This window comes from Sediminicola sp. 1XM1-17 (genome assembly GCF_037203765.1).
GTDB lineage: Bacteria > Bacteroidota > Bacteroidia > Flavobacteriales > Flavobacteriaceae > Sediminicola.
Window position 1 is genome coordinate 207076 of record NZ_JBBCAS010000002.1, and the last position, 20224, is coordinate 227299.

Genomic DNA, 20224 nt, shown 5'->3' on the forward strand with positions numbered 1-20224 from the left:
AAATTCGTAATGTAAGGGTATCGTTGATCTTCGATAGGAAGCGATTAGTATTTTTCCCTTCGTTCCCTTCTGTCATCCCGTCGTTCCCTTCGGTCCTCACTTAATTCCCGCTTGTCTTCCCGCAGTTCCTCCTTGGTCTCGGCAAGATCAGCCTTCATGGTCAAGAAAAATTTTTGAATGATATTTTTGTGCAGTTCAAGCTTGATTACCTTGTTCAAATCTGAAAATGCAACGTTTTGAAGGCTTTGGAACAATGATTTTTGGTGGACCAATCTTGCTTCCAGTTCTTTGAGGTCCAGCACGTCATCTTTTTTGTCCCTTTTGTCGTCCCTCATGTCCCGTCTATCCCGAGCGATATCCCTATGGTCATCCTTGGAGCCTACATACTGTCTTCTGTTGCGCCTGTTTTCCCTTCGGTCTGTTGCAATTTCTTGGGAACTCTGAACTACCTCTCGTTTTGCCCTTGAAATTTTGACCTCGGTTTGGTTTATTTCCCTGGACATGCTATTTAAAAGCACAGCGTGGTGTTTCTTGGCGTTTGGTATATCCCTAGAAGAAATAGCCAATTTTAGACTATTGCCATGCATCTCAAAAGCTTCTATTTCTGCTTCGTCCCTGGCCAAAGTGGATTTGTCCACATGGATCTGTTGATGGTCTTGGAGGGCTTCTTTTACATTCTGGGCTGTTAATACAGTAGATCCCATTATTAAAATTCCTGTAATAAATGTTTTAAAATTGCTCATGATGGTAAGTTTTGGTTATTGATATGCTTTGGGTTTAGGATGGTTTAAGGTAAAAAAGGTTTAACGATGATTGTTCATTTTGGATGAAATACACCTTTTCTCTGACTAATTGAGGATCTTGTACAAATTAAAAGATCCCCTGTTGTGTACAACAAGGGATCTTTAGTTTGTTTAGCTGATATTCCAATTAATCGCGAAGTGTAAAATCTTCGCGGACATCATTGGGATATATCAAGGTAGCCCGATCATCACATTCTCCTTCACCCCAATCGATGGAAACGACCAATCCATTTTTGTTGACTTGTAAAACACCTTCGGTCAAGAATTCGCAGGCCAGATTTCCTACCAGCGGACTCATTACCTCTAAACTGTATTTGTTTTCACCCTCATTTACGGACCATTTTCCGGTAATGCTAAAAGTAATTTCCTCCAATGTTTGGCCAAAGGTCAAAAGGACACCTTTAGATCCTTCTACTTCAAGGATGTCACCGTTGGCCTTGGTAATGGTTAAATTACTGGTTACATTATAGGCCACAGAATTTTGGTTAGGACCCATTTCCATGGTAAAACTTCTGGTACCATTGAACTCAATGTTCCCTACGGAAAAATTGTCATAGGTTACCAAAAAAGAGGCGTTCTCACCTTGTCCGGTGTATACCACATTCAAGGTACCATTCACATTCTGGTGGTTGCGGATATTACAGTTTTCAAAAGTCATGGTAAAACCATTTTCATTGTAGACGGCCACATAACAATCTGTAGTTCCTTTTGCTGACTTCCCAGAGCTGGAATTGTCCATATAGGCTTCGGCAACAATATCATCTGCAATTCCGGACAGGTCATCTGCTTCAAGAACAGTTTTTACCTCTGTCTGTGATAATTCCCCATTCGGAGATTCAGAGGAATCCTCTTTGCTACAACTGGCCAAAACGGCAATACCCGTCAATAGGAAAAGTCCCTTTTTAAATCTACTTGTCATCTTGTTTATTTTAGGTTTATACGTAGTTAACGAAGACGACCTACTTATAGTGTAAATCAATTGATTAAAACGATGAACGACAAACATTTTTAAAAAATAATGGAACCAATAGCTAAAAAATTACCTAAAGACAGTACTATAAATTCTTATTTTCTTTTGTTGCGCCTGTTGTAGTTCTTATCGCCCCTGGTTTTGGGTTTCTTGTATTTTTGGGCTATAATTCTCTTGTAGGATCCCCCTTGATTGGTTTTCTTGTTCTTTTCACTTTTTTCATGAAAACCAGATCCGGCATCCTCCGAACGCTCCTCGGGATTGTTGGCCTCAATGACCTTAGGTCGTTCCTCCGGTAACAATTCTTCTGAAATAACAACCTCTTCGGGTAATTCTACCACAGGTATTTTATAGTCCATTAGGTTTTCGATGGCCTCTTTGTACGGGGCCTCCTTTTCTGTATAGAAAAGTATGGATTTTCCAAGTTCCTCGGCCCTACCCGTTCTCCCGATGCGGTGCATATAGTTTTCGGGATAATTTGGAGTGTCAAAATTGATGACATGGGAGATTTTGTCCAGATCCAACCCCCTTGCCATAACGTCCGTGGCAACGAGGATTCTATTTTTTCCTTCATCAAATTGGTTGATAGATCGCAAGCGGTAATTTTGTGTTTTATTCGAATGTATTACGCAAGATTCTTCTGCATAGCGCTCTTCCAACAACTCAAATACTTTATCGGCACTTCTTTTATTGGAAACAAAGATCAACACCTTATTAAATTCCTGTTTGTCCCGTAAAAGGTAGTTCAACAGGTTTATTTTCGTGTAAAAATTGGGTACAGCATATACCTGTTGTGAAATATTTTCCAATGGTGTCCCGCTGACAGCAATGGATATCTTGGTAGGTATGACAAAAAAATCATTGATCAAAGCTTCAACGTCGTCGGTCATGGTAGCCGAGAACATGATATTTTGACGTCGCTCCGGCAATAGTTCAAAAATATTGATCAATTGGAACCTAAAGCCCAGATCGAGCATTACATCTACCTCGTCAATGACCAGTTTTTTTACGGCTTTCAGCTGTAGGGCCCTACTGAGAACCAAATCGTACAACCTCCCGGGGGTGGCCACTACAATATCGGCCCCTTGGGACACGGCCTGGGCCTGGGAGTTCATATTGACACCCCCGTAGACACCAACTACCCTTACGGATAGGTATTTGGCAAAACTTTCGATTTGTTCCACAACCTGCACTACCAATTCCCGGGTAGGGACCATGACCAATATTCTAGGATTGGTCTGTTTTGAGAACTTAAGGTCCTGCAATAAGGGCAACATATAGGCAAAGGTCTTCCCGGTACCGGTCTGGGCGATGCCCACCATATCCTTACCCGATAGTATAACGGAAAATGCGCCTTCTTGTATCGGGGTCGGGGAATCAAACCCCAAATCCTCAATGGCATAATGCAGTTGCTTGGATATATTGAAATTCTCGAAAGTACTCATGGGCAATAATTTTGTGCAAAGGTAGCGTATTCTGTGCCATTCTATTTTTCTAAGGATTGGAATTAGTTTTATTTTGCAGAACAATTTTTTAAAAAAGTCCCTTGACCGATTCCACTACCCTTATTCCAACCCTAAAAAAATACTTCGGATTTGATAGTTTCCGCAATCAACAGGAAGAAATAGTCAAGGCCGTTCTGGACCAAGAGGATTGTTTGGTAATCATGCCCACAGGAGGGGGTAAATCTATCTGTTTTCAGTTGCCTGCGCTAATGTTCCCGGGAATTACGCTGGTCATTTCACCTCTGATAGCCCTTATGAAGGACCAGGTAGATGGATTGAGGGCCAATGGCATCGAGGCCGAGTATTTTAACAGTAGTCAGGCAGCAGAGGAACAACAACAGATATTGGAAAAAGTGGCCACTGCCAAATTGAAATTGCTCTATGTGGCCCCAGAGAGCCTAGGGGCATTGGAAAACATATTAAAAGAACAGTACATCAGTTGTGTTGCCATAGACGAGGCCCATTGCATTTCTTCCTGGGGGCATGATTTTAGGCCATCTTACCAACAATTGTCCTTCTTAAAGCGGACATTGCCCAAAACTCCTGTTATTGCATTGACGGCAACCGCAGACAAGGCAACCCGTCAGGATATTATGGACCAGTTGCATATCCCGAGTGCCAAACAATTTATTACGTCATTTGACCGCAAGAACATTGGGCTGGAAGTGCGGCCGGCCAATGATAGGGTAAACCAGATCATTGACTTTATAGGTCAGCGGCCAAATCAGTCGGGGATTATTTATTGTTTGAGTCGTAAATCTACCGAACAATTGAAGGATCGGTTGCAAAGTAAAGGGATAGATGCCCATGCTTACCATGCAGGCTTGAATTTTGAAGAGCGCACCAAAGTACAGGAAGATTTTATATTTGATAAGACCCAAGTGGTCTGTGCCACAGTAGCCTTTGGTATGGGCATAGATAAGTCTAACGTGCGCTGGGTGATCCACTACAACATGCCCAAAAATTTAGAGGGGTACTATCAGGAAATAGGAAGGGCCGGAAGGGACGGTACCAAGGCCAAGGCACTTTTGTTCCATAGCTACGCAGATGTGTTGCAATTAAGGCGATTTATTGACGGTACGTCCAATGAGCAACTTCAAATTGCAAAATTGGAGCGCATGAAACAATTTGCTGAGGCCACAAGTTGTAGGCGGAAAATTTTGCTCAGTTATTTTGGGGAACTCTTGGCAGACAATTGTGGGAACTGTGATGTATGTAAAAACCCGCCCCAATTTTTCAACGGAACGGTCATAGCCCAAAAAGCCTTGTCCGTAATTACCCGATTAAGACAGTCAGAACCTATGGGGGTCATTATCGATGTGCTCAGAGGTGCTAAAAATGCCACCGTTTTGGACAAACAATATGACCAACTCCCCTCCTACGGGATCGGGCAAGATATTTCCTGGAAGGATTGGCAACATTATATGATTCAACTGATAGACCAGGGCTACTGTGAGATCGCCTTCCATAAGCACAACGCATTGCAACTCACCCATTTTTCCAAGGAGGTGCTTTTCAATGGGCAGCAGGTTCAAATGACAAAGCCCATAGATAGGGCTGAATTACAGGAGCAGCAGCAAGAAAAGGCGAAAAAGGCCAAAAAGACCAATACCCTGTTTGAAAGGTTGCGCTTGTTGCGCCTAAAAATATCATTGGAAGAGAACATACCGGCATACTTGATTTTTAGTGATGCCATATTGAAGGAAATAGAGACTGAACGCCCTACGAGCGAAGCTGAATTTAGACAGATCAGTGGTGTGGGACAACGGAAAATGGAGGTCTATGGCGATGAATTCATTGCGGAAATCAATGCCTTTATGGCGGAGAAAAAAAAGAAACCCAAGAAATCAAATACTGTCAAGGTAACTTACGAGATGTACAAAAAGGGGATGTCTATTGACGCCATTGCCGAAGCACGAGATTTAAAGGCACCCACAGTCTTTTCCCATTTGTCCAAATTGTACAGTGAGGGAAAAGATATTGATATGTACCAATTTGTCTCCAGGGAAGAGGTAGATTCTGTAAAAAGAGCAAAATCGGAATTAAAATCCCCTGAAGGACTTAAACCCTATTTCGAGCATTTTAGGGAAAAGATGGAGTATTCCAAAATACGTTTGGCACTCACAATTTTGGAGAAGGAAAAGAGCTAGGCCAAATCAATGCAGCATCCAATGGATGGGGTTGACATATGTCATTTCATTATTGTTTCCAAAATCCTACCTTATAGATTGGCATAGGTATACGGATTAAACAACATAAAATGAATGGGAGTACCACATATAGAAAGCCCATCGGTCTATTGATTCCACTTTTGGGGATGCTATTGTTTGTATTCTTCTATTTCAAGGCCGCCTTTGTGTACCCGGGGGGATCACATTTTGCCCCAACAGCGGAAGGCTTTAGTTTTTTGAACAACTATTTGTGCGACCTGTTGGACAGTACCACTTTAAATGGCGATCCAAATCCTTCCAAGGGCCTGGCCCGTATTGCACTTTTTCTATTGTGTTCATGCCTCACCGTTTTATGGTATTACATACCCAAACTTTTTAAAAGGAAAGGGATATATCTTTCAGTTATCAGATTTACAGGGATTTCAGCAATGATCATCACCTTATTTTTATCGTCCAATTCACATGACTTGGTAGTTTATATCGCAGGACTGATGGGAATGTTGGCCATGATCATTACCATAGTCGCACTTTTTAGGGAGGGATATCAAGAGCTTTTTGCTTTGGGAGTCTTTTGTTTGGCCATTTTTCTATTGAATTTCTATATCTATGAATCCGGCATCCTGATCACTGTTCTACCAGCTATCCAAAAAATTACCTTTGTCAGTTTTATAGGCTGGTTTTCCCTATTGGATATTTCTCTGTATAGAAAAATGCGAAAACCCAAGAAAATAGAACAACCCCGGGAGTCTCCGTAATTTTAGGGGTTCTTCAGAAGGAAAATCCATCAAAAAAACAGATCTTAAATCATTTCCTTACTTTTTTAATGGTCGCAACAAGCCTTCCTGTGCAACCGAGGCAATCAGTTTACCATCCCTGGAATAAATATTGCCTCTGGAAAATCCACGTGCATTGTTGGCACTTGGGGAGTCTATGGAGAACAACATCCATTCATTAAAATCGAACTCCCTAAAGAACCACATGGAGTGGTCCAAACTTGCCATTTGCAAGTTGCCGTAATGTGCCTTACTGGCATTGGGGAGAATGGCTGTCAAAAGGATATTATAATCCGAAATATAGGTTAGGATCTGTTGTTTTACAGGTAACTCCAACCCATTGATATTTCCTTTGAGTTTAAACCAGATATCATTGTAGGGAGGCAAATCCTTTCTATCCATGGGATTGGCAATAACGGTGGGCTTAAAATCAATTGGCCTTTCTATCTCCAAAAATTCCCTTCTGTTCTTGGGCATCAATTTCCCATATTGTTCCAATAGTTCTTCCCAGCTCAATAGATCTTCTGGTGGTTTAACATCGGTTTTCATGGGTATTTGATGGTCGTGCCCTTCCTCTATTTTATGAAAGGATGCCGAAAGGATAAAAATGATCTTATCCTGTTGGAGCGCTGTTACCCTTCTTGTAGAAAAGCTGCCCCCATCCCTGATAATGCTGACCTCATATCTAATGGGCAATTCCAAGTTTCCCGCTTCCAGAAAATAGGAATGAAGGGAATGTAAAATGCGGTTATTGGTAATGGTTCTATAAGCTGCGTTCAAAGCTTGGGCCAGAACCTGTCCCCCAAACACGTTGGGGCTGCCAATGGTCTTGCTTTCCCCTTCAAATTGATGGGGACCTACTTCGGTGAGTTCTAATATTTGGAGTAATTCTTTTGCTGAATTCATGCAATGTGGTCTAAGAAAGCCTTAAATATATAAAGATTTAAATTTTGGTAGCATTTCCAATACCATAATTAGGGTAATACTTTTTCCTCAACCAATAAGCTACACGTACCAAAAGTATCAATGCGGGAACTTCAACCAAGGGACCGATAACACCTGCGAATGCCTGTCCGGAATTGATCCCAAAAACGCCAATGGCCACAGCAATGGCCAGTTCAAAGTTGTTGCCTGCCGCGGTGAATGAAATTGCGGCATTTTTGTCGTAACTGGCGCCCATGGCCTTGCTAAAAAAGAAACCGATCACAAACATCATGGCAAAATAGACCAATAAAGGAACCGCTATGATTACCACGTCCATGGGGATCTCCACGATCAGCTGTCCTTTTAATGAGAACATGATTACAATGGTAAATAACAATGCGATAAGTGTCAAAGGTGAGATAAATGGGATATAACGGGTAGTGTACCACTCCTCCCCCATGAGGCGTACAAAAATCAATCTGCTCAAAATTCCAGCTAAAAAGGGGATTCCCAGATAAATAGCCACACTCTCAGCTATGGTACCAATGGATATATCCACTATGGCGCCTTCAAAACCGAAATAAGGTGGCAAAACGGTGATAAAAAGCCAGGCGTAAAAACTATAGGCAAATACTTGGAATATGCTGTTTAGGGCAACAAGTCCCGCTCCGTATTCACTGCTCCCTTCGGCAAGGTCATTCCACACCAGTACCATGGCTATGCATCTGGCAAGCCCAATTAATATTAGTCCAACCATATATTCCGGATAGTCCTGAAGAAAAGTTAAGGCCAGTGCAAACATCAAAATAGGACCGACTATCCAATTGAGAATCAAAGAAATGGAAAGAATCTTGACATTTTTGAATACTTTGGGCAGCAGTGCATAATTGACCTTAGCCAAGGGTGGGTACATCATTACAATAAGTCCAACCGCTATGGTCATATTAGTGGATCCATCCCCAAAAGAATTGATGATCCCGGGCAAAGCCGGAATAAAATAGCCCAGTGCCACCCCAAGGCCCATGGCCAGAAATATCCACATGGTAAGAAAATTGTCCAAGAAGTTTAGTTTCTTTTTAATTTTTGTCATGATCAGGCATTTATTTGGGAAAATACGTACTTCAATTCTGTAGCTATCTGTAGGCTGCGTTCCTTATATTTTGCGGCCTGTTGTGGCGTTCCATCAAAGGCCTTGGGGTCATCATAGGTAATCGGGATGCGCTTTTCTGCGCCAGGAATAAAGGGACAGCCCGCATCTGCCTGGGAACAGGTCATAATGGCCGCAAAATTGGCTTGGGGATTAAAGGCAGCATCATAGGTCTTTGAAAATGCTATGATGGGATGGAAATTTGGCCCACATTTTATACTGTACACAGGGTTGGGTTGTTGGGAAAGGACGGATATTTCAAAACCATGGTCGCTTAAAGTACTTGCGGCCATTGGAAATAATGCGGTGGCCTCTGTACCACCAGAATAACAGAAAACGTTATCTATGCCATAATATAGCGCGGCTGTTTGTGCCCACACTTGAGATAGATGACTTCTACGGGAATTGTGGGTACATATAAAATTCAAATTGATGATTTCTTGGTTTTTTACCTTGGATTGAATGTAATTGATCAAGGGTTGTAGGATGGTCAATCTATCTTTTGGTATGGTCTCCAAGGATAGGGAATGGATGGTCTTATGAATATTGGCATAAGTTTCGTTTTGCTTCATAGGTGCTTATAAAATATAATGGATTATTAAATTGAAAATTTAGCAACAACCGTTGTAGGAATTTAATTCCTGGTCGAAAAAATTGGAAAATAGAACCGTTGTTTCCTCCCAAACCTTTTGGTCTATGCAGTAGCATACGCTGGTTCCTTCGATATTCCCTTTGATCAGGCCAAGGTTTTTTAGCTCTTTTAAGTGCTGGGAAATAGTTGGTTGGGCCAATCCAATTTCACTGACAAGTTCGCCACATATACAGGTGTCTGTTTTAAAAAGGTGTTGCAAAATGGCTATTCTGGCTGGGTGGGCAAGGGCTTTGGCCAAGGTGGCTATCTTGTTTTGTTGCTCGTTAAAAATCTCTGATTTGGTAAGTCCCATGTATTGTATATGTTTATTGCAATATTACGATTAAAAGATTTGAGGAAGCAATAAATACTATTAAATTATTGTAAACATCCTGCGTTAGTCAATTTCATTAAAATTTAAGATGTTGGATGCGAACCGCATTTAGTATGGCGAGTAAGGCCACGCCCACATCTGCTATTACCGCTTGCCACATAGTGGCCATGCCAAGCGCCCCCAAAAGCAATACAAGAATCTTAATACCCAGGGCCAAAGTAATATTTTGCCAGATGATTTCTTTGGTTACATGACTTATCTTAATGGCAGTTGCTACTTTGGAAGGTTGATCGGTCTGTATGACAATATCGGCCGTTTCTACGGCTGCGTCACTTCCCAAGCCTCCCATGGCTATACCTACATCAGCCATGGCAATAACTGGGGCATCATTGATCCCATCTCCAACAAAGGCAACTACCCTGCCCTGGTTTTTCAATTTCGCAACCTGGGATAACTTTTCTTCCGGCAAAAGGCTCCCAATAGCCACCTTGATTCCCAAGGTCTGGGCTATTTTGTCCACCACGGCCTGCTGGTCCCCTGAGAGCATAATAACCTCTTTAATTTTAAGATTGTACAGGCCTTCAACGGCTTCTTTGGCATCTTCCTTAACAGCGTCCGCAACCTCAATGTAACCCGCATAGGTATTGTTTAAGGCGATCAATACAAGGGTCCGTCCGTTGCTGTCAATTTTGGAATCATAGGGAACTTTATATTTGTCCAATAATTTTGCATTGCCCGCTAAGACCGTGTACTCCCCTACTTTGCCTATGAGGCCATGTCCTGAAATTTCCTCAACATGGGAGGCTGTAAAAGTGGATTTTTGGATATTGGCATAGGCTACAATCGCCTTGGCAACGGGGTGGGTTGAGTTGACTTCCAACATCGCAGTCAGTTCCAACAATAACTTTTTATCTATATCCACTGCATGAACGTTCTGAACTTCAAACATACCCTTGGTCAACGTTCCTGTTTTGTCCATGACCACAGTATCCACAGTGGACATTAGATCCAAAAAATTGGATCCCTTAAAAAGTATCCCGTTCCTTGACCCTGCTCCTATTCCTCCGAAATATCCCAAGGGAATGGATATGACCAGGGCACAAGGACATGAAATCACCAAAAATATGAGGGCTCTTTGAAACCAGGTCTCAAAGATATAGTCTGAACCCAAGAAAATTAAGGGAAGCACCACAAGTGCTACCGCCAACCAAAAAACAATGGGCGTATACACCTTGGCCAACCTACTGATCAGAAGTTGCGTTTTCGCCTTTCTACTTGTGGCATCCTGCACCATTTTAAGGATTTTGGATAATTTGGTATCCTCAAAATGATGGGTTACCCTTATTTCAATAGGTTTTCCAATATTGATTGAACCTGCGTATACCAATTCCCCTTTTTGCTTGAATACTGGAAGCGACTCTCCGGTTAGGGCAGCTGTATTTAGATCCGTTTTTTCGGATTGCAATATGCCATCCAGGGGAATTTTTTGTCCCTGCCTTACCAGAATGGTTTGTCCTATTTGCACTTTTTTTGGATGCAAGGTGACCAAATTTCCATTTTCCAACACGGTAGCTTCCTCTACTTGGATTTTCAGGAGGGCCTCAATGGATCTTTTGGCCTTTTTTACCGCTGATTCTTGGAACAACTCCCCTACCACATAAAATAACATGACTGCCACCCCTTCTGCATAGGAGCCGATCAAAAAAGCACCCAGGGTGGCAACGGACATCAAAACAAATTCGTTGTAGATATGGCCATGTGCTATCAACTTGGCCGATCTGCCCAGAACGGGTGCGCCAATAATTATATAGGTAGTGCCAAACCATAGGAGTGCAATTACAGGAGAAAAGAAAGAAACTTCAAAATAATGCAACCCGATGCCAAAAATTAAAAGCATTAGGCACAAAACCGGGATGCCATAGTCCTTGTCCCAAATCGTATTGGACGGATTTTTATTACTTGCAGGCTCTGTACCGCCGGTACATTGCTCACAGGAATTGCTCATAGACTTATTTTTTTCAAAAATAGCCCTTATCCCAGTGCAACGGAATTGCATTTATGAAGTACATTCTGGACATATACCCTTGACAACCAAATTAATTTCTTCGGAAATAAAATTGTTCGGCAGATCCAATGATGGAATTTTATGTTTGGGCAAACAAAAGGTTTCATTGCAATGGTTGCAATGAAAATGAACATGAAGGTCATTGTCTATTTCACAATTGCAGCCATCGACACATAGGGCATATTTGGCAACACCGGTACCATCATCTATTTTGTGCGCAATTCCATGGTCTACAAAAGTGAGCAAGGTGCGATAAAGGGTTGTCCTATCAGATTTTTCAAATTTATTTTCCAGATCACTTAAGCTGATGGCAACATTTTTTTCGGAAAGAAAGCGCAGCACCAATAAGCGCATAGCGGTGGTTCTAATATTATTGTTCGCTAATTTTTGTTCCAATGCCTCCATACCCTAAAAATACAGAATAGTTCTTTAAAACAAAGGATTAAGGGCATGGGTATTAGTCAATAGGTAAAATGGGCGTATCTTTATCCTTCACAGATCCTCTATCGTTTTGCATCCAAATAATATTCATACCTCTTCCTACGATTTTAAGGCATTGCTAAAGATTAGCCCTGAGTTGTCGGATTATGTCCTGACCGACAAATCTGGTCATATGACCATCGATTTTTCCGTAAACAAGGGTGTTGTTGCCCTGAATAGGGCGTTGCTCAAATTCCACTATGGGGTAAAAGATTGGCAAATTCCTGACAATTATCTTTGTCCACCTATTCCAGGGAGGGCAGATTATATACATCACCTAGCCGATCTTTTGACAAAAGACAGTGCCGAAGAAAGTATAGTTGGGTTGGATATTGGTGTGGGCGCCAATTGTATCTATCCCATTCTCGGGGCGCAAATATACGGTTGGCAAATGGTTGGAGCGGACATTGAAATTACCGCGGTAAATGCAGCTCTAAAGAATATTTCCTTTACGCCTCAATTACAAAACAAAATAAGCATACGCCACCAATCCAACAATGCCCATATTTTTGAGGGAATTATCAAAGAAGGTGAATACTACCACTTCAGTATGTGCAATCCTCCCTTCCATGCTTCAAGAAAAGAGGCGCAAAAAGGAACGTTGCGCAAATTGGGCAATCTTCACCATACCAAAGAACTTTCGCTCAATTTTGGCGGACAGGCCAAGGAGTTATGGTGCAATGGAGGCGAAGCGCTGTTCATCAAAAGAATGATCAAAGAGAGTTCAAAATTCAAGAATCAGGTCGGTTGGTTTACAACCCTTGTTTCTAAAAAGGAAAACCTTCCCAAGATCTACAAACAACTGGAGAAAATGAAAGTCAACCATACCACGGTCCCCATGGAACAGGGCAATAAACAAAGCAGATTTGTGGCCTGGAAATTCTAGGCCATGCATACCATTAAAGTAAAATTTCAGATAAAATGTTCTTATTCTTCAGGAGGTCTACCATGTATTTCTTCGAACATGGTATCAAAATTATCCCTTAAATAGGCCCTTAATTTTTTACGATAGTCATCGGTGAGCCAATCTACAAAGTTGTAGGTACTTCGGCTGATACATTTGGTATAACGTTGTATCCTGTGATCTATATCATCACCCAACATTTTTGCGAGGGCGTAAGCGTCATAAACGTCCTCACTATTTTCCACACATATTTTGGCATGATGTTCAATGGACCTTTCCAATACTACTTTAGAAGATTCCCCATTGTTAATGGAATCGATATAGGTTTGCTTGATATCAAAATAGACATCCTTGGACTTCGAAAATTCAGCACGAAGTTCTTCTGGCATTTCATATCTAAAATTACTTTCGATATCCTCGTCATTCAAGAGGTTGTCCAAGTAATAATTGGGAGAATGAAATATTTTTTGCCAATCCAAATCGGCTCCCCATGGACCAAATCGATGGAAATTGTTCCCTAAATCTATAACGGTAAAAGTTGATTTATTATTCAAAATACGGGATCCACGACCTATCATTTGGTAGTAAAGTGCCAATGATTTTGTCGCCCTGTTCAGAATTATGGTATCTACGGTGGGCTCATCAAATCCTGTGGTCAGGATACTCACGGAGGTCAATATGGCATCCGGTGTCTCTTTGAACCATTTTAGAATTTGTTTTCGCTCCTTTTTTGTAGCGGTATTGTCCAGGTGCATTATCGGATATCCGGCGCGCCTAAAAGTATCATATACAAATAAGGAGGTGTTGATACCGTTGTTGAAAATAAGCGTTTTCTTGCCTTTGGAGCGTTCTTCATAGGCCTGCATCAACTTCCCGAGCATATCCGTTCCGGTATACAGGTCGTCCGAAGACTTCACGGTATAGTCACCATTGGATCCAATTTCCAAAGACGTAAGTCCCACATTATAGGAATATGTTTCTGCCCTTGCCAAAAACTCGTTTTCTATCAACGCTTCAATGGTTTCCCCAACGATCAACTCATTGTAATTGTCTTTCATGGGAAGCTTAATATTAGAGCTTAAAGGTGTTGCGGTAACCCCCAAGATAAAAGAGTTTTCGAAGAATTTGAAAAGTTTGGTAAACGAGTTGTAATGGGCCTCATCAATAATAACCAAACCTATATCCGAGATATCCAATTTGTCATCATTCAACCTATTGTTAAGGGTTTCCACCATAGCAACAAAACAGCTATATTCGTCCTGATCGTCCAGATTGGCCTTGCTGTCCACCACCTTGTTCTTCACACCAAATTCGGTCAGCATATTGGAGGTTTGCTTGCACAATTCCACGCGGTGCGTTAAAACAGCAACCCTTTTGTCGTGGTGCTTCAGGTACTGGCGTACCATTTCAGAAAAGATAACAGTTTTACCTCCCCCTGTTGGCAATTGGTACAACAAATGATAGTCATCTGGCGCCTCCTCAAAACATTTGAAAATTTTATCTATGGCTCCCTTTTGGTAGCTATAAAGATCTTTTCCTGATTTTCTATCTTCTATTTCGGAGGTTTTTACTGTAGACATGTGTACGCTTTAGAGCCCGCAAAAGTACGGCCTTTATAGCGTTTAAGTCAAATGTTATGTCCCAAAATTTCTTAAAGTTTTTTGAAAAGGCAGTTAAACCTGAAATTTAAGGGCTTTATCCAATTTATTTTTGACCGCATCTTTCTTCTCCTGAACTAAAACCCATAAGGTGACCAGTTGCCATTATGAGGAAGCTAAACCAAAATTTTGGCCATGGAAAGAATGTTACTGGCAGTCATGTCCGCATCCTCTGCCAGGGGATAGGGAAATTTTCCTGGCCTCGATATAAATCCAGTCATCAGTCCAGCTCTTTGGGCACCTGTAATGTCCCAACCGTGGGCTGCAATGAGCATGGTGTAGATTGGTGAAGCCTTCATCTCCTTTACCACATGGGTATAGGTAGCGGGATGTGGTTTGAAGTATCTCACGCTTTCCACGCTAAATATTTCATCAAAAAAATGGTCTATTTCTGCAAACTCCAATTGGGCTTTAACAACATCCTGTGTGCCATTGGTCAAAGCTACCATTTTGATTCCGCTGTTTCTCAGTAGCGTAAGCCCTTGTATCACATCGGGGTGTGGGGGTAATTTTTTTATCAGGGCAAGAATATCCTTGATCTTACCGTCGGAAATTTGTTTGTCAAACTTTTCAGCGGTCATTTTAAGGGTGGCGGCACCTATTTTGTCAAAATCTTGATATTTTCCACTTACAGATTCTACCAAGGAATAATGTAATAAGGAGGAGAACCAACTATCAAAGGCAAGCTCGTTGGCCAGCGTATGGTTAATGGCCACTTTAATCGGTTTTAAATCCAACAAAGTTTCATTTACATCGAAAATAAGCAACCTCGGTTTGGAGCGCATGGGCGTATTGTTAATTTTAATGTTCCAATTGGGGTATGAAAGTATAAATAAACCCAAGGACGGCAATACCCATTAAAATTAATTATGGGAAATTTAACTTAAACCCCTATAGATAGGGAAAGGAATAGGGTTTTTGGTGGTGGATAGTAAGGACATATTTTAGCAGAGTACTTGGAAGGGCTCCAAGTACTTTCTAAAATATTTAATATTGTTATGGAAGATTAGATCTTCTTAACGCGGACAGCATTCATGCCTTTAAGACCTTTTTCCAATTCAAAGGTTACCTTATCGTTCTCCAATACTTCGTCAATAAGCCCACTTACATGAACAAAATACTTTTCTTGGGACACGCTGTCTATGATGAATCCAAAACCTTTTGAGGTATCAAAATATGATACTTTACCAGTTTTGTCTGCAACTTCCTCTTCTTCGTAATCTTCTTTCTTTGGAACCCCGATTACGATACTTTCGGCATCAACTTTCACCTTTTTGGAAGGATCTGGTGGAGTATCCGTTAAATGTCCGTTTTCGTCCACGTAAGCAATCATGCTCTCAAAGTCTCCGCCTTTGGAATTTGCCTTACGGGCCTCTTTCTTCTTCATTTTTTCCTCACGTTTTTTCAAACGCTTCTTCTCTTTTTCTTTTTTATTAAATGTTTCCTGTGCTCTCGCCATTCGTTTTTACTATTAATTTAATTTGTTAATGATTATAATCTGTCTTTAATGTACAACTTTTCAAGAGAAAATACTAAAAGAATCCTTGGAAAATAACAATTGATTAGATTGATATACCGAATACCCAGTTCAGTGGTTTTAATCGAAGAAATGTAAAGAATGTTTCTTTTTGTACATAGAAACAGTTACAAAGATAGCACTACATTTTGATATTATAAAACTCTTTGGACAATTGGCTATGATATCCCGATGATTTCGTTAAAAATACACTGAAATTTAAAGATTATTTAAGATTTGTGCCCTGGAATACGAATAATTAGCATGGCAAAAAGGGGAAAGCCCAGCCACCAATGCCCAAGTTACCGTAACTAAGATATTACACTCTGATCATATGCAGCACAGATCATAAATCTATGATTCAGCCTCGTGCTTGTCCATGTCATCCTTAAGATCCAATTTCCGAAAGGTTGGGGAAAAGATTCCAAAACCAAGTACGGTCAACAGGGTCATGGTTCCCCCAAAAACAACGGCCGTTACGGTCCCCATCAATTTAGCGGTCAGTCCACTCTCAAAGGCACCCAATTCATTGGAGGAGCCCACGAACATTGAATTTACAGAAGATACCCTTCCACGCATATGGTCCGGGGTTTTTATTTGTAGGATGGTTTGCCTTATGATCATGGAAATTCCATCGGTGACCCCGCTAAAGAAAAGGGCAAGCACAGATATCCAAAAGGTCTGGGACAATCCAAATACGATGATACTAATCCCAAAACCAAATACAGCAACCAATAATTTTATACCAGCTTTTCTATGGAGGGGAAAATAGGCCGAAGCAAACATGATAATAAATGCCCCTACCGCCGGTGCGGCCCTGAGCACTCCAAAGCCTTCGGGTCCAACCTTTAGAATGTCCTGTGCATAAATAGGCAAAAGGGCAATGGCTCCACCGAAAAGGACTGCGATCATGTCCAAGGTTATAGCCCCAAATATGGCCTTGGTCTTCAGAACATAGGATACACCTTCTTTTAAACTGGTAATTACCGATTCCCCAATCTTAGGATTCAATATTGGTTTTTTTGGTATTTGGTAAAGAAAAAGTAAGGCAACAGCTGAAAATACCACAATTAGGCACATGGACCAATGAACACCGATCCAAGTGATGGAAAAACCAGCTAGAGCAGGACCTAAAACGGAGGCCATTTGCCAAACAGAACTGCTCCATGTAGCCGCATTAGGATATATTTTTTTGGGAACCACCAACGAAAAAAGAGAGAACACCGTAGGTCCCATGAACGATCTTACAAAACCACCTAAAAAAACAAGGAAGTAAATGGAATAGAGAATTGCATTGGTAGACCATTCACCGACAATCCTGGGCCACGTCAAAAGGAACAACCCAAAGCTGATGACCGAAAACCCAAGGAGACACTTAATCAGGAGGTTCCTTTTTTCGGATTGGTCAACAATATGCCCTGCAAATAGGGCCATTCCCACTGCCGGAATAACTTCCATTAGTCCAATAATCCCCAAGGACAAAGGGTTCTTGGTTAGGCTATAAACCTCCCACTCTATAACAACAAATTGCATGGACCAGGCAAAAACCATGGCAAAACGCACCGATAAAAAAATATTAAATTCCTTAAAACGAAGGGCCGCATATGGGTCATTTTTACTCATAAAAATTCATCAACTTCCAAAGGTTAAGCATTTGCATATTAGCGTGTTGTTCAAAATAAGGATAAATTTCAAAAACAAATTTACAACTGAAAACCCACTTAGGTACTGCGGTAAATGTAAACATTAAAAAATCTAATTGCCCATTACGCCCGTATCTAATAACAGAACATTAAATATATATCATGAAAAAAATTTCATTTAGTTTATTAACAGTTGTCCTACTTGCTTCTTGTGTTTCTAAAAAGAAATATGTTCAATTGGAACAGGAATATGGACAAACAAAGAGTCAGTTGACAAAAACTGCAGTAGAAAAGGAAGAATTGGAAGCTAAGTTTGCCAAAATTGAGGCGAGAGTGGCGGATTACAATTCTAAAATCAATGAGTTGACAGAAGAAAACGATGCCAAATTTGTTACTGTTGATGGAGTTGCAGTTATTTCCAATGATGTGAAAAAACAAATGCGCGAAACATTGAAAAATGTTGCACCTGGAAAATTAAGTGAAGCGAAGACTTTGAAAGACTCCATGAATTTGGCCTTATCCTATAATCTTCAAAAATCTTTGGATAACAGCACCTTGAACGAGGATGAGGATATTGCCATCGATATTGACGAGACTGTGGTTATGATCTCCATCTCTGACAAATTGTTGTTCAACACCGCTAGTTACAGGGTTAGTAACAAAGCCGATGATATATTGGAGAAATTGGCAAATATTATCAATTCAGAGCCAAGTATTGAAGTGATGGTTGAAGGTCATACCGATGCCAGAACAATCAGCACCGCAAAATTGGCTGATAACTGGGATTTAAGCGTAATGAGAGCTACCTCGGTAGTTAGGAAATTACAGAACGACTTCAACGTGGCACCTGAAAAGTTGATTGCTTCAGGAAGAAGTAGCTACCAGCCTTTGGTTTCCAACGATACCAAAGAGGACAGGGCAAAAAACAGAAGAACACGTATCGTAATTTTACCTAATATCGATAAGTTCTTCGCTTTGATGGCCTCCAACGAATAGGGCACCAAAACAACCCCAGATACATATAAAAAAAGGCCATCAAACATGATGGCCTTTTTTTATGTTTAGTCCAAAATAATACTATTCCATCTTGTCCAGCATCTGTTTAAATCCCAGTGCAACACCGTTGGTCCAGCCAAAACCGTCCTGCAGGTCATACTCTCCACCTCCTGATAAGAGCGTAACATCTTCCACATTGTATTTTTCCATCATTTTCCCGGTATTGGCGTACACTTTTTCGTTCAGTTCCAACCATCGGACCATGATCTCTTTGGCCTCCTGTTGATAACCGTAATTCAATAATCCTTTGACGGCTATCCACTGCAAAGGAGCCCATCCGTTTGGTGCGTCCCATTGTTGTCCGCTATGCTCCAAGGTAGTCAACAGTCCACCATCCTTTAAAAAATCGTTCATAAAGTGCTCTTTGACCTTAAGTGCTTGATCATCAGTGGCCAGATTGAAAAATAATGGAAATGCACCTGCAAGGGTCAACTGATCCCTCACCGTAGCTTGTGGTAAGTCCAAATCCATAAAATAGGAGGTTTTATTGCTCCAAAATAGGTCCTGTATGGCTTTTTTTCGCGCTTCGGCCTTTTTTGCATAGGCTTCGGCTTTTTCTGCAACTCCTTTTAATTGGTATCCACGGGCCAATTGGTCTTCCATATAAAATAATAGGCAGTTGAGATCTACCGGTGCAATGGTAGTAGTGGTAATGGATCCAAAATTATCGGGTTCTCCGTACCACCTACTACTAAAATCCCAGCCTGATTCGGCTCCTGCCCTTAGATTTGAATATAGGTTCTTTTTTTCGGCTTCTGTATTGAATTGGGATGCCAGGTGTACATCTTCCTTGTACGATTCCTGTCTGGGGGAATCCCTCTTGTCCCAATATCGATTTAAAACTGTCCCCTTGGTGGTTTTTACGGCATGCTTGGACATTTCCCCCGGATTTATGACTGACTCCCCATCCATCCAAAAATGATACTCCTTTTCAATATAGGGTAGGTATTCCAAAAATTGCTGATCGTTTCCATCTGTCAATGAGGTAACCATCAAGGTGTAAAAAGGGGGTTGGGACCTGGAGAGATAATAATTTCTGGTACCGTTGGGGATAAAGCCCAAGGTGTCTATAAGGTGACTGAAATTGTCCACCATATTTGCGGCCAAGGTCTCTTTTTTATCAGCCAACAGTCCTTCAATGGTAAAATAACTGTCCCAATAATATATTTCTCTAAACCGTCCGCCGGGCACTACATATGCTTTGGGAAGCGGAATTAATGAAGCATGTACCTTGGCCTTATCAGGTGCCCTTGTAAGCATCCCCCAAATATGGCTAATATGCTGGTACATATTTTTGGTGGTATCGGTTTCAAACTGACCACCAATGTTGAACTGATCAGAGAAATGGGAATTTACAAAATCTTCCAGCTTAAAGTCGTTTTTTATCTTCTCCTGTTCATATAGGGAAATCAATTCTTGGTACGATCGGTCGGGAACCAGATCAACAAAGGTTTTGGAATCCTTGAACACGTTATTGAGCTGAACATCTTTGAACAACTGACTTTCGTAGAAATCTACCTTGGTTTCTAGGGGAGCTTCCGATTTGCACGAAAAGCAAAGAAAAAGGATCAGGACATAACTCCAATTAAGAATCTTCATATGTATGGTTTTAATCAAAAATAGGACTTTTTATTGCAATGGCTA

At 41.1% G+C, this 20224-nt stretch carries 18 protein-coding genes; 4 read left to right on the forward strand and 14 right to left on the reverse strand.

All coding sequences use genetic code 11. The annotated features are described in order from the left end of the window. Positions 1-44: 44 nt before the first annotated feature. The 3 genes from WAA86_RS03905 to WAA86_RS03915 all read right to left on the reverse strand — a co-directional run bounded on the left by WAA86_RS03905 (position 45) and on the right by WAA86_RS03915 (position 3218). The gene (locus WAA86_RS03905) at positions 45-743 is read right to left on the reverse strand and encodes a hypothetical protein (protein WP_337299672.1); all 699 of its coding nucleotides are present in this window, start codon (positions 741-743) and stop codon (positions 45-47) included. A gap of 187 nt (positions 744-930) precedes the next feature. Beyond that, entirely contained in the window at positions 931-1722 is a 792-nt protein-coding gene (locus WAA86_RS03910) for a hypothetical protein (protein ID WP_337299673.1), read from the reverse strand. A gap of 146 nt (positions 1723-1868) precedes the next feature. Continuing rightward, complete coding sequence (locus WAA86_RS03915) at positions 1869-3218, reverse strand: DEAD/DEAH box helicase (protein WP_337299674.1); 1350 nt, start codon at positions 3216-3218, stop codon at positions 1869-1871. A gap of 101 nt (positions 3219-3319) precedes the next feature. Between WAA86_RS03915 and recQ the strand changes: the two genes are divergently transcribed. After that, complete coding sequence (gene recQ, locus WAA86_RS03920) at positions 3320-5428, forward strand: DNA helicase RecQ (RefSeq protein WP_337299675.1); 2109 nt, start codon at positions 3320-3322, stop codon at positions 5426-5428. A 110-nt stretch (positions 5429-5538) separates the two neighbouring features. After that, a complete protein-coding gene (locus WAA86_RS03925) occupies positions 5539-6204 on the forward strand; it encodes a hypothetical protein (RefSeq protein ID WP_337299676.1) in 666 nt (221 codons plus the stop codon). 57 nt (positions 6205-6261) lie between these two features. Here the strand turns inward: WAA86_RS03925 and WAA86_RS03930 are convergent, their stop codons facing one another. The 6 genes from WAA86_RS03930 to WAA86_RS03955 form a co-directional block, all read right to left on the reverse strand. Then, complete coding sequence (locus tag WAA86_RS03930; protein ID WP_337299677.1) at positions 6262-7128, reverse strand: acyl-CoA thioesterase; 867 nt, start codon at positions 7126-7128, stop codon at positions 6262-6264. A gap of 37 nt (positions 7129-7165) precedes the next feature. After that, on the reverse strand, positions 7166-8236 hold the full coding sequence (gene arsB, locus WAA86_RS03935; RefSeq protein ID WP_337299678.1) for an ACR3 family arsenite efflux transporter: 1071 nt from the start codon (positions 8234-8236) through the stop codon (positions 7166-7168). A 2-nt stretch (positions 8237-8238) separates the two neighbouring features. Next, positions 8239-8865: an arsenate-mycothiol transferase ArsC gene (locus WAA86_RS03940; protein ID WP_337299679.1), complete on the reverse strand. Its 627-nt coding sequence runs from the start codon at positions 8863-8865 to the stop codon at positions 8239-8241. A gap of 39 nt (positions 8866-8904) precedes the next feature. Further along, the gene (locus WAA86_RS03945; protein WP_337299680.1) at positions 8905-9237 is read right to left on the reverse strand and encodes an ArsR/SmtB family transcription factor; all 333 of its coding nucleotides are present in this window, start codon (positions 9235-9237) and stop codon (positions 8905-8907) included. Between the two features lie 97 nt (positions 9238-9334). Continuing rightward, positions 9335-11263 carry a heavy metal translocating P-type ATPase gene (locus WAA86_RS03950; RefSeq protein WP_337299681.1) on the reverse strand — a complete coding sequence of 643 codons (1929 nt, stop codon included), beginning with the start codon at positions 11261-11263 and terminating at the stop codon, positions 9335-9337. A gap of 51 nt (positions 11264-11314) precedes the next feature. After that, entirely contained in the window at positions 11315-11728 is a 414-nt protein-coding gene (locus WAA86_RS03955) for a Fur family transcriptional regulator (RefSeq protein ID WP_337299682.1), read from the reverse strand. Between the two features lie 106 nt (positions 11729-11834). Between WAA86_RS03955 and rlmF the strand changes: the two genes are divergently transcribed. Then, on the forward strand, positions 11835-12689 hold the full coding sequence (gene rlmF, locus WAA86_RS03960; protein ID WP_337299683.1) for a 23S rRNA (adenine(1618)-N(6))-methyltransferase RlmF: 855 nt from the start codon (positions 11835-11837) through the stop codon (positions 12687-12689). A 41-nt stretch (positions 12690-12730) separates the two neighbouring features. Here rlmF and WAA86_RS03965 read toward each other — a convergent pair whose 3' ends face one another. The 4 genes from WAA86_RS03965 to WAA86_RS03980 form a co-directional block, all read right to left on the reverse strand. Continuing rightward, entirely contained in the window at positions 12731-14287 is a 1557-nt protein-coding gene (locus WAA86_RS03965) for a DEAD/DEAH box helicase (protein WP_337299684.1), read from the reverse strand. A 194-nt stretch (positions 14288-14481) separates the two neighbouring features. Then, positions 14482-15150 carry a haloacid dehalogenase type II gene (locus WAA86_RS03970; RefSeq protein WP_337299685.1) on the reverse strand — a complete coding sequence of 223 codons (669 nt, stop codon included), beginning with the start codon at positions 15148-15150 and terminating at the stop codon, positions 14482-14484. Positions 15151-15371: 221 nt separating this feature from the next. Next, positions 15372-15824, reverse strand: a complete 453-nt coding sequence (locus WAA86_RS03975; protein ID WP_337299686.1) for a cold-shock protein — start codon at positions 15822-15824, stop codon at positions 15372-15374. A 411-nt stretch (positions 15825-16235) separates the two neighbouring features. Continuing rightward, positions 16236-17504 (reverse strand): MFS transporter, encoded by a 1269-nt coding sequence (locus WAA86_RS03980; RefSeq protein WP_337299687.1) that lies wholly within the window; start codon positions 17502-17504, stop codon positions 16236-16238. A 182-nt stretch (positions 17505-17686) separates the two neighbouring features. On the opposite strand from WAA86_RS03980, the gene WAA86_RS03985 reads away from it, so the two are divergent. Further along, positions 17687-18520 carry an OmpA/MotB family protein gene (locus WAA86_RS03985; protein ID WP_337299688.1) on the forward strand — a complete coding sequence of 278 codons (834 nt, stop codon included), beginning with the start codon at positions 17687-17689 and terminating at the stop codon, positions 18518-18520. Positions 18521-18601: 81 nt separating this feature from the next. Here WAA86_RS03985 and treF read toward each other — a convergent pair whose 3' ends face one another. Then, positions 18602-20179 (reverse strand): alpha,alpha-trehalase TreF, encoded by a 1578-nt coding sequence (treF, locus tag WAA86_RS03990; RefSeq protein ID WP_337299689.1) that lies wholly within the window; start codon positions 20177-20179, stop codon positions 18602-18604. Positions 20180-20224: the final 45 nt, after the last annotated feature.

Bases quoted from the DNA above. Each gene is read 5' to 3' on its own strand.
- WAA86_RS03940 (WP_337299679.1), bottom strand. From the start codon at position 8,865: ATGAAGCAAAACGAAACTTATGCCAATATTCATAAGACCATCCATTCC.
- WAA86_RS03970 (WP_337299685.1), bottom strand. From the start codon at position 15,150: ATGCGCTCCAAACCGAGGTTGCTTATTTTCGATGTAAATGAAACTTTG.
- WAA86_RS03930 (WP_337299677.1), bottom strand. From the start codon at position 7,128: ATGAATTCAGCAAAAGAATTACTCCAAATATTAGAACTCACCGAAGTA.
- WAA86_RS03955 (WP_337299682.1), bottom strand. From the start codon at position 11,728: ATGGAGGCATTGGAACAAAAATTAGCGAACAATAATATTAGAACCACC.
- WAA86_RS03965 (WP_337299684.1), bottom strand. From the start codon at position 14,287: ATGTCTACAGTAAAAACCTCCGAAATAGAAGATAGAAAATCAGGAAAA.
- WAA86_RS03915 (WP_337299674.1), bottom strand. From the start codon at position 3,218: ATGAGTACTTTCGAGAATTTCAATATATCCAAGCAACTGCATTATGCC.
- treF (WP_337299689.1), bottom strand. From the start codon at position 20,179: ATGAAGATTCTTAATTGGAGTTATGTCCTGATCCTTTTTCTTTGCTTT.
- WAA86_RS03945 (WP_337299680.1), bottom strand. From the start codon at position 9,237: ATGGGACTTACCAAATCAGAGATTTTTAACGAGCAACAAAACAAGATA.
- WAA86_RS03980 (WP_337299687.1), bottom strand. From the start codon at position 17,504: ATGAGTAAAAATGACCCATATGCGGCCCTTCGTTTTAAGGAATTTAAT.
- WAA86_RS03910 (WP_337299673.1), bottom strand. From the start codon at position 1,722: ATGACAAGTAGATTTAAAAAGGGACTTTTCCTATTGACGGGTATTGCC.
- WAA86_RS03950 (WP_337299681.1), bottom strand. From the start codon at position 11,263: ATGAGCAATTCCTGTGAGCAATGTACCGGCGGTACAGAGCCTGCAAGT.
- WAA86_RS03925 (WP_337299676.1), top strand. From the start codon at position 5,539: ATGAATGGGAGTACCACATATAGAAAGCCCATCGGTCTATTGATTCCA.
- WAA86_RS03905 (WP_337299672.1), bottom strand. From the start codon at position 743: ATGAGCAATTTTAAAACATTTATTACAGGAATTTTAATAATGGGATCT.
- WAA86_RS03975 (WP_337299686.1), bottom strand. From the start codon at position 15,824: ATGGCGAGAGCACAGGAAACATTTAATAAAAAAGAAAAAGAGAAGAAG.
- arsB (WP_337299678.1), bottom strand. From the start codon at position 8,236: ATGACAAAAATTAAAAAGAAACTAAACTTCTTGGACAATTTTCTTACC.
- WAA86_RS03985 (WP_337299688.1), top strand. From the start codon at position 17,687: ATGAAAAAAATTTCATTTAGTTTATTAACAGTTGTCCTACTTGCTTCT.